The 9,426-nt window shown below is 67.5% G+C and carries 9 protein-coding genes; all 9 read right to left on the bottom strand.

All coding sequences use genetic code 11. The annotated features are described in order from the left end of the window. Positions 1–971: thymidine phosphorylase (locus ACXJKJ_RS29595; protein WP_457394808.1), on the bottom strand; the 971-nt coding region annotated here is incomplete at its 3' end. A gap of 267 nt (positions 972–1,238) precedes the next feature. Further along, entirely contained in the window at positions 1,239–2,003 is a 765-nt protein-coding gene (gene deoC / locus ACXJKJ_RS29590) for a deoxyribose-phosphate aldolase (protein ID WP_056196095.1), read from the bottom strand. Then, complete coding sequence (locus tag ACXJKJ_RS29585; protein WP_457394804.1) at positions 2,000–2,836, bottom strand: purine-nucleoside phosphorylase; 837 nt, start codon at positions 2,834–2,836, stop codon at positions 2,000–2,002. The genes deoC and ACXJKJ_RS29585 overlap by 4 nt, the downstream gene beginning before the upstream one ends. A 9-nt stretch (positions 2,837–2,845) precedes the next feature. After that, on the bottom strand, positions 2,846–3,262 hold the full coding sequence (gene cdd / locus ACXJKJ_RS29580; protein WP_457394802.1) for a cytidine deaminase: 417 nt from the start codon (positions 3,260–3,262) through the stop codon (positions 2,846–2,848). Between the two features lies 1 nt (position 3,263). Then, positions 3,264–4,229, bottom strand: coding sequence for an ABC transporter permease (locus tag ACXJKJ_RS29575; RefSeq protein ID WP_457394800.1), 966 nt, complete (start codon positions 4,227–4,229; stop codon positions 3,264–3,266). Next, the gene (locus ACXJKJ_RS29570; protein WP_457354931.1) at positions 4,229–5,332 is read right to left on the bottom strand and encodes an ABC transporter permease; all 1,104 of its coding nucleotides are present in this window, start codon (positions 5,330–5,332) and stop codon (positions 4,229–4,231) included. The genes ACXJKJ_RS29575 and ACXJKJ_RS29570 overlap by 1 nt, the downstream gene beginning before the upstream one ends. Then, positions 5,329–6,861, bottom strand: a complete 1,533-nt coding sequence (locus ACXJKJ_RS29565) for an ABC transporter ATP-binding protein (protein ID WP_457394798.1) — start codon at positions 6,859–6,861, stop codon at positions 5,329–5,331. The genes ACXJKJ_RS29570 and ACXJKJ_RS29565 overlap by 4 nt, the downstream gene beginning before the upstream one ends. 8 nt (positions 6,862–6,869) lie before the next feature. Continuing rightward, entirely contained in the window at positions 6,870–7,853 is a 984-nt protein-coding gene (locus ACXJKJ_RS29560; protein WP_457394795.1) for a BMP family lipoprotein, read from the bottom strand. Positions 7,854–7,934: 81 nt separating this feature from the next. Continuing rightward, complete coding sequence (locus ACXJKJ_RS29555; protein ID WP_457394792.1) at positions 7,935–9,284, bottom strand: MATE family efflux transporter; 1,350 nt, start codon at positions 9,282–9,284, stop codon at positions 7,935–7,937. Between the last annotated feature and the right edge of the window lie 142 nt (positions 9,285–9,426).

Genomic DNA, 9,426 nt, shown 5'->3' with positions numbered 1-9,426 from the left:
ATCAGGTCCGCTGGGCCGCCCAGGGCAACCACCATCTTGGCGAACTTCTCGGCAGCGGCGCCGGAGTCCAGCGCAGCCTGCAGCTTGACGCGAGCGCCAGCGGTGTTGGCAGCCAGGCCGCCCAGCACCAGCATCTCGGCGCACAGCGCCAGCGTCACTTCGTGCAGGCGCGGCTCGCGGTGCTCGCCCTTCAGGTAGCGGATGGTCTCGATCACTTCGAGCGAATTGCCGACATCGCTGCCCAGGATCTGGTTCATGTCGGTGATCAGCGCACGCGTCTTCAGGCCTGCGCCGCCAGCGACCGCGACGATGCTCTCGGCCAGCTCCTTGGCGAACTCGGGCGTGGACGCGAAGGCACCGTTGCCGCACTTGATGTCCATGGCCAGGCCTTCGAGGCCGGCGGCCAGTTTCTTGGACAGGATGCTGGCGGTGATGAGCGGCACGCTCTCGACGGTGGCCGTCACGTCGCGCGTCGCATAGAAGCGTTTGTCGGCCGGGGCCAGATCGGCGGTCTGGCCGATGATGGCGCAACCCAGCGAGCGCACGATCTGGTCGAACCGGGCCGGGTCGGGCGTCGTCGTGTAGCCGGGAATGGCCTCCAGCTTGTCGACCGTGYCGCCGGTGTGGCCCAGGCCCCGGCCAGCAATCATCGGCACATAGCCACCGCAGGCCGCCACCATGGGCGCCAGCATCAGGCTGACCTTGTCGCCCACGCCGCCGCTGCTGTGCTTGTCCAGCACGGGGCCGGGCATGTCGGGCCAGCGCATGACGCGGCCGGAGTTCATCATCGCGCGGGTCAGCAGCACGGCTTCGTCGCGGCCCATGCCCTTGAGGAACACGGCCATGCCGAGGGCGGCCACCTGGCCTTCGCTCCAGGAGTTGTCGACGAGGCCGCGGACGAAATGGTTGATCTGCGCTTCGTTGAGCGCCTGGCCGTCGCGCTTGGCGCGGATGATTTCTTGAGCAAGCATAGGGGCTCGGTAATGCTACGGGAATCGATGCGAGAGGGTCTGCGCGGGTGCAGGGCTAGGCGTGCGACGCCGCCTGGGCTCATGCCCAGGCAAGGCGCGCAACAACGCCATGCGCCCGCGCAGACCCTCTCCCGAAGGGTTGTCACTCAAAAGCCCGCGCGCGGCGTTGCGAAGCCTCGCTGGGGATGACCCCAGCGTCGACTTCGCGCCTTGCTCGCGGGCTTTTGAGTGGCAACGCATCCGATTCCCGTAGCGTTACCGAGCCCCTCAGTAAGCCGCGGTGACAGCGGCGGATTGAGCGCCGGAGAGCACGGCTTCGATGTCGGTGAGCAGACCACTGGCGCCAAAGCGCAGGCGTTGCGGGTTGAGAGCGGCAGCGCCCAGGGCGGCTTCGGCCTGGGCGATGTAGCCCGCGGCGTCGGCCACCGAGCGCACGCCGCCCGAGGCCTTGAAGCCGGCGGCGGACAGGCCGCTCGCGGCGATCTCCTTCAGCATCACGGCCGCCGCGGCCGGCGTGGCGCCGACTGGGGTCTTGCCGGTGCTCGTCTTGACGAAGTCGGCACCGGCCGCCAGCGCCAGGCGCGTGGCCTGGGCGATGCGCTCGGGCGTGGCCAGTTCGCCGGATTCGATGATGACCTTGAGCGTCAGCGGCCGGCTGGCGAAGCGGACCTCGGAAAGAAACTCGCTCACCTCGGTGCTGTCACCGGCAATCAGCGCGCGCCAGGGCAGCACGACGTCGACCTCATCTCCGCCCGCCTGCGCAATCTCCGTGACATCAGCCAGCGCGCGAGCCTGGTCCAAAGCGCCATCGGGAAAGTTTGCAACCGCCGCGACCTTGATGGATGCCGGCAAGGCGGCGCGCGCTTGGGCAACGAAACGCGGCCAGACGCAGACAGCAGCCACGGGGCCATGCGGCGACTGCGCACGGCGGCACAGCGCATCGATGTCGGCAGCCGTGTCGGCGTCGTTCAGGCTGGTCAGATCCAGGCAGGCCAGCGCCGTACGGGCCGCGGCCTTCAGATCGGCCGTCATAGCGTCAGCTCGGCAAAGCTCGCAATGAGGGCCGCCAGAAAGCTCGCGGCGCGTTCGCCGGAGAGCTGGGCTTGCTTCAGCGTCAGGTCATGCGTCAGCGCCTCGGCGGACAGGCCAGCCGCCATGTTGGTCATCAGCGCGATGCCCATCACCTTGAGGCCGGCGTGGCGGGCCAGGATGGTCTCAGGCACGGTGCTCATGCCCACTGCGTCAGCACCCCAGGCCGCAAACATGCGGATCTCGGCGGCCGTCTCGAACTGTGGGCCCAGGGCCCAGCAGTACGTGCCCTCGCCCAGCATCAGGTTCTCGCGCTTGGCCAAGGCGAGCGCGTGCTTGCGCAGGTCGGCGTCGTAGGCATTGACCATGTCGACAAAGCGATGGCTGCCCTGCTCGCCCACCAGCGGGCTGCGCTGCGGTGCGTTGATGTGATCGGCAATCAGCATCAGGCTGCCGGGCGGCATGTGGCCGCGCAGCGAGCCGGAGGCATTGGTCTGCACCAGCAGCTTCACGCCCCAGCGCTTGAGGGTGCGCAACGCGCCCGCCATGCCGGTGCAGTCGCCGCTCTCATAGGTGTGGGCGCGGCCGCGCAGGAAGATGACGCGCTGCTTGCCGATATTGCCGACGACGATCTCGTTGACATGGCCCTCGACCTTGGGCTGCGGGAAGGCCGGCAGCTCGGTATAGGGCAGGTCCTTGGCATCCTGCACATGGCTGACCGCGCCGGCCCAGCCGGAGCCGAGCACGACGGCGACTTCAGGGGCGTCGCCAAACAGGGATTGCAGCTTCTCGACGCTCGCGGAGATGGCGACGTCGAGGGTTTTGTTGTCGATCATGGGAAAACCTCAGATGTGCAAGTGACTGGGCCCGAAGCTGTGGGGCAGCAATTCGGCCAGGGTCCAGCGTTGGCGGATGCCGCCAGGATCGCCGGCAATGACGACAAGCTCTTCAGGAACGGAGAACTCCCGCAGCTTCTGTCGGCAGCCGCCGCAGGGGGTGATGATGTCCGGGCCGGGGCCAGTCACCAGCACTGCGCGGGCCTGTTTGCCACCGGCCATGATCATGGCCGTCAGCGCCGAGGGCTCGGCGCACCAGCCCTGCGGGTAGGACGCGTTCTCCATGTTGGCGCCGATGTGGATGCGGCCCTGCTCGTCGAGGATGGCCGCGCCGACCTTGTATTTCGAATACGGCGAATGCGAGAACTCGCGGGCGCGCAGCGATTCGGCGAGAAGGCGGTTCAGCAGGTCCTGGGTCAATTCCATTTCAGCGTTCCTTCACGTAGGGCTTGCCCAGCGCCTTGGGGGCGATGGCAGAACCAATGAAGCCAGCCAACAGCACGACCGTCAAGATATAGGGCAAAGCCTGGATCAGCTGCACGGGTACTTCGCCGATACCAGGCAACTGCACGCCCTGCATGCGGATCGCCACGGCATCCAGGAAGCCGAACAGCAGGCAGGCCGCCATCGTCGGCAGCGGCTTCCACTTGCCGAAGATCATCGCCGCCAGCGCAATGAAGCCGCGGCCGGCGGTCATGTTGGGCGAGAAGGACGCGTTCTGCGCCAGCGTCAGGTAGGAGCCGGCCAGGCCGCAGAGCACGCCATTCATCAGCAGCGCCTGGTACCGCAGGCCTTGCACGGACATGCCGGCCGCTTCCACCATGGCCGGGTTCTCGCCCACGGCGCGCAGGCGCAGGCCCGGTCGGGTGCGCTCCAGAAAGAACCAGACCGCAGCAACCATCAGGAAGGCGACGTAGACCAGCACGTTGTGGCTCAGCAGGCCGTGGCCGAAGACGGAGGCAAACCAGTTGCCCGGCYGCGGCTCGGCAAAGCCCTTGGCGAGGGCGGTCAGGCGCACGTCGGGCTCGATGGGCGGCGTCTGGCCACCTTGCTGGAACCAGGCGATGCCGAGCACGACGGTAAGGCCGGCGGCAATCATGTTCAGCGCGACGCCGGAGACGACCTGATCGCCACGGTTGGTCACACAGGCAAAGCCATGCAACAGCGAGGCAATACAGGCGACGGCAATGGCGGCCATCACGCCATAGGCCGTCGAATGCGTGACCGAGGCGGCGGCCGCGGCCGCGAAGGCGGCGAACAGCATCTTGCCTTCCAGGCCCAGGTCGACGACGCCGGCGCGCTCGGACAGCACGCCCGCCATCGCGCACAGCAGCAGCGGCGCGCTGACGCGCAACGTGGACGCCAGCACCGAGGCAATCAGGACTTCATCCATCAGCGGCCTCCCTTCACCATGCCGTAGAGGCGCGCAAACAGCGGCGCGCTGACCGTGGCCATCGCGCCCGAGAACAGCACGATCAGGCCCTGCGCCGTGACCACCATCTCGCGGCTGAAGCCTTGCAGCTCGAACGAGACCTCGACGCCGCCCTGGTAGAGCACGCCGAACAGCAGCGAGGCCAGCACGATGCCGACCGGATGGTTGCGGCCCATCAGCGACACGGCGATGCCGGTGAAGCCGGCGCCGGCGACGAAGTCCAGCGTCAGCTTGCCCTGCACGCCCGAAATCTCGTTGATGCCAACCATGCCGGCCAGCGCACCGGAAATCGCCATCGCGATCAGCACCTGGGCGCGCGGGCGGATGCCAGCGTAGTGGGCCGCGCGCGGTGCGCTGCCGACTGAGCGGACCGCGTAGCCGGCGGCGCTCTTCCACAGGAACCAGCCGACGAAGACGCAGGCGATCAGCGCGATGACAAGGCTGAGGTTGAGCGGCGAAGACGGCAGCTCATAGCCCAGCGCGGCGGCCATCTGGTGCAGGGCCGGCATGCGAGCGGATTCGCTGAACTCGGCCGACTCGACGGACATGCTGCCGGCCGGGCGCAGCCAGTTCACTAGCAGATAACCGTTCAGCGCCGCAGCGAGAAAGTTGAACATGATCGTCGTGATGACGATGTGGCTGCCGCGCCAGGCCTGCAGATACGCGGGCAGCGCCGCCCACAGCATGCCGAAGAAGGCCGCGGCGATGACCAGCAGCGGCAGCATGACGACGGCCGGCAGCTTGGCGCCCAGCCACAGCGCAACCAGGGCCACGCCCACGCCGCCCAGCGTCGCCTGGCCCTCGCCGCCGATGTTGAACAGGCCGGCGTGGATGGCGACCGCGACCGCCAGGCCGGTGAAGATGAAGGTCGTCGCGTAGTAGAGCGAGTAGCCCAGGCCGCGCACGCTGCCCAGGGCGCCGTTGAGCAGCACGGTCAGCGCCTGCCAGGGGCTGTGGCCGATGACCAGGACGACCAGCCCGGCCACGACCAGGGCGATGGCCAGGTTCCAAAGCGGCAGCAGGCCGATGTCGATCCAGCGGGGGAGAGTCAAAGGCTGGCTCATGCGGCAGCTCGTTCTTCTTGTGCGGCCATCAGCAGGCCCAAACGTTTTTCGTCGCAGTCTTCAATCGCCAGCTCGCCGGTAATGCGACCGCAGTTCATGACGATCACGCGGTCGGCCAGGGCCAGGATCTCGTCCAGCTCGCTGCTGACCAGCAGCACCGCACAGCCGGCGTCGCGCAAGGCGCGCAACTGGCCATGGATGAATTCGATGGCGCCGATGTCGACCCCGCGGGTGGGCTGGCCCACCAGCAGCACGGTGGGCTGCTCGCCGATCTCGCGCGCCAGGATGAGTTTTTGCTGATTCCCGCCGGAGAACTTGGACGAGCCCAGGTTCTCGTCGCGCGGGCGCACATCGAAGCGCTCTTGCATGGCACGCGTCGCGTCGCGCATCGCGGCGTGGTTCATCGCCGCGCCTTTGCGGTACTTGGGCAGGTTCTGGTAGCCCAGCACGGCCGACTCCCAGGCCGGGAAGCTCATGACGAGGCCGACAGCATGCCGGTCCTCGGGCACATGCGCCAGGCGCAGAGGGCGGGCTTGTGCCGTATCCAGCCAGGCCTCCGGCTTGAAGGCCTTGCCGCCCAGTTCCAGGCGGCCGCCCTCGGGCGCGCGCAGGCCGGACAGCACCTCCAGCAGCTCGCTCTGCCCGTTGCCCGACACACCGGCAACGCCGACGATCTCGCCGGCCTTCAGTGTCAGGCTCACGTCCTTCAAAGCCGGCACGCCGTTGGCGTGCTTGAGGCTCAGGCCGGACGCCTGCAGGCGCACCTCGCCGGCATGCACTTCCATGCCCTCGGGCCGGCCCAGCGTGACCTTGCGGCCGACCATGGACTCGGCCAGCGATTCCTCGCTCCACTCGGAGATAGCACGCGTCTCGACCACCTGCCCCGCCCGCATCACCGTGACGGCGCTGCACAGGCTCATGACCTCCCGCAGCTTGTGCGTGATGAGGATCAGCGTCGTGCCGCGCTCCTTGAGCCGGCGCAGCGTGACGAAAAGCTGGTCGGTCTCCTGCGGAGTCAGCACGGCCGTCGGCTCGTCCAGGATCAGGATCTTGGCGCCGCGGTACAGCGCCTTCAGGATTTCCAGGCGCTGCAACTCGCCCACGGGCAGGTCGGCCACGACGGCGTCGAGCTGCACGGTCAGGCCGGTCTCCTGCATCAACGCCTGCAGCTTCTTGCGCACCTCGGCCTTGGCCGGCGCCAGGAAGAAGCGACCTTCGGCGCCCAGCATGATGTTTTCCAGGCAGGTCAGCGTGTCGACCAGCATGAAGTGCTGGTGCACCATGCCGATGCCCAGGGCAATGGCCTGTTGGGAGTTGGCGATGTGGACCTGCTGGCCGTGGACCTCGATATGGCCTGAATCGGCGTGGTAGTAGCCATACAGGATGGCCATCAGCGTGCTCTTGCCCGCGCCGTTCTCGCCCACGAGGCCATGCACGCTGCCCGCGGCGATGTCGAAGGACACCTCGCGGTTGGCCTGGACCGCGCCAAAGCGCTTGGAAATCGCCCGGAGGCGGACGGCGGGCGTCATCGCGCCGCTCAGAACTTACAAGCGTTGTCCGCCATGTAGTCGGCCACCTTCACCTTGCCGGCAATGATGTCGGCCTTGATGGCTTCAACCTTGGCCTTCAGCGGTGGCGTGATGAGCTTGGCGTTGTTGTCGTCCAGCGCATAGTCGACGCCGCCTTCCTTCAGGCCCAGCACGCTGACGCCGGGCTTCCAGGCCTTCAGCACGTTGTAGACGGCCACGTCCACGTGCTTGACCATGGAGGTCAGCATCGTGCCGGGCTGGATGTGGTTCTGGTTGCTGTCCACGCCGATGGCGAGCTTGCCAGCGTCCTTGGCGGCCTGATACACGCCAACGCCTGTGCCGCCGGCGGCGGCGAAGACGACGTCCGAGCCCTTGGCGAACTGGCTCTTGGCCAATTCGCCGCCGCGGGTCGGGTCGTTCCAGGCGGTCGACGTGGTGCCCGTCATGTTGGCGAACACCTCGATCTTGGGATTGGTCGCCTTGGCGCCCTGCTCGTAGCCGCACTGGAACTTGCGGATCAGCGGGATGTCCATGCCGCCGACAAAGCCGACCTTGTTGGTCTTGGTGACCAGGGCCGCCATGGCGCCGACGAGGTAGCTGCCTTCGTGCTCCTTGAACAGCAGCGACTGCACATTGGACAGGTCGACCTTGGCGTCGATGATGGCGAACTGGGTCTTGGGGAAGTCCTTGGCCACCTGCTGCAGGGCCGACGCCTGGGCGAAGCCGATGCTGATGATGGGGCTGGCACCCCGCTCGGCCATGCGGCGGATGGCCTGCACGCGCTGGGTGTCGTTGCTGATCTCGAACTCGAGATAGGTCTTGCCGGTTTCCTTCTTCCACTGCTCGGCGCCCTGGTAGCCGGCTTGGTTGAAGGATTTGTCGAACTTGCCGCCCATGTCGAAGATCACCGCAGGCTGCTGGGCCTGGGCCATGGCCGATGCGACCAGCAGGGTCAAGGCAGCAAGACGGGGCAGAGAGGTCGTCATGGGCATGGGGTGAGCAAGGCGGAAGGGGCGCATTGTAGAAAACATCCCTCAAGTTTTACTGGATAGGAAAATACCGATTCACGCGAATCAATGGGCCCGGCTGTGGCGCAGCCGCCGGTGGGCCGCACGGGCATGAGGCAGCCAGCCGAGTGTCGCCCAACGCCGCCACATCAAAAGGCCGCGAATCCATTCATCAGCGGCATAAGCAATCCACACGCCAACCAGGCCCCACCCCAGGTAAACCCCGAGAAACCAGCTGCCGCCCGCTAGCACGATGGCCATGGAGGCCGAGCCCACCATCACCGGGTAGCGCGCGTCCCCGGCGGCCCGCAGCGCGTTGATGACGACGAGGTTGAAGCTGCGCCCAGGCTCGACGAGCACCGTCCACCACAGCAGCGTGCAGCCCAGCGCAATGATGGCCGGGTCGGAGGTGAAGCGGGTCAGCAGCCAGGGCCCTGCCAGCGCAAARGCCGTCGAGACGACCAGCGCCAGCGCAATGCCCAGCGCCAGGGAACGCCGCACCAGCCGGTCAGCCCGACGCAACTTGCCCGCGCCGATCATGTGGCCGACCATGATCTCCACCGCAAAGCTGATGGCCAGGCTGAACATCAGGATCACGTGCAGGAACTGCGTCGTATAGGCGTGCGTGGCCAGCGCATGGGCGCCAAGCTGGGCCACGGCGGCCAGGCTGGTCATGAAGGCCAGGCGCCAGGAGATGTTCTCTGCCGCGCCGGGGATGCCGATGTGCAGCACCGTTCTCAACGGCGCACGCACCAGCCGCCACCAGTCGGCCGCGCGCAGCCGCAGGTTCAAGCGCGTGCGCCACAGCAGGATATGCAGCATCAGGCCCATGCCGCGCCCGCAGGTGCAGGCCAGTGCATAGCCCACCAGGCCCAGGCGCGGCATGGCCAGCAGGGCCACCACCAGCGTGACGACCTGGATGAGCACGACGACGGCCAGCGCCTCGCGGCTGCGCAGGTGCGAGCGCATGACGCTGGACATGTTGGCGTTCCAGGCGTCCAGCATCAGCGCCGGCGCCAGCGCCTGCAGCAGCGTCTTGGCCAGCGGCGCCACCTCGGGCGGTGCATTCACCAGCGTCAGCAGCGGGCCGGCCGCGAGCAGCGCCACCACAGCCCCGCCCACGCCCAGCCAGGTGCTGGCGCCGACCACGGCGCGGGCCACCGCATCGGCCTGATCGCGCCGGCCGGCACCCAGGGCCTGGGTGACAGCCACGCTGACACCGGCACCGATGACACGGAACAATACAAAGACCGCGGCGAACACCTGGTTGGCCAGGCCGAAGGCGGCGCCGCTGTTGTCGGACAGCCGGGCGGCCAGCCCCGTACCGATGATGCCGATGCCGATGCCCAGCAGCAGCTCCAGCAGCATCGGCCAGGTCAGCGCAAACAGACGCGGGCGAGCGGACAAGGCGGTCATAACCGGGTCTTAACGACGGGATTCACACAAGTCACGACAAGCTCGCCAGAATGGTTAGGGTCTATTGACCTGTGAATCGTCCCCGCGCTGGGGTGGCCAAGGGCGCAGCGCGTTGTTGCAGCCCTTGCCCAGGCGGCCAGCC

The sequence above is a fragment of the Roseateles sp. P5_E1 genome (assembly GCF_054049335.1).
This window is presented reverse-complemented; position numbering and strand designations above follow the sequence as displayed.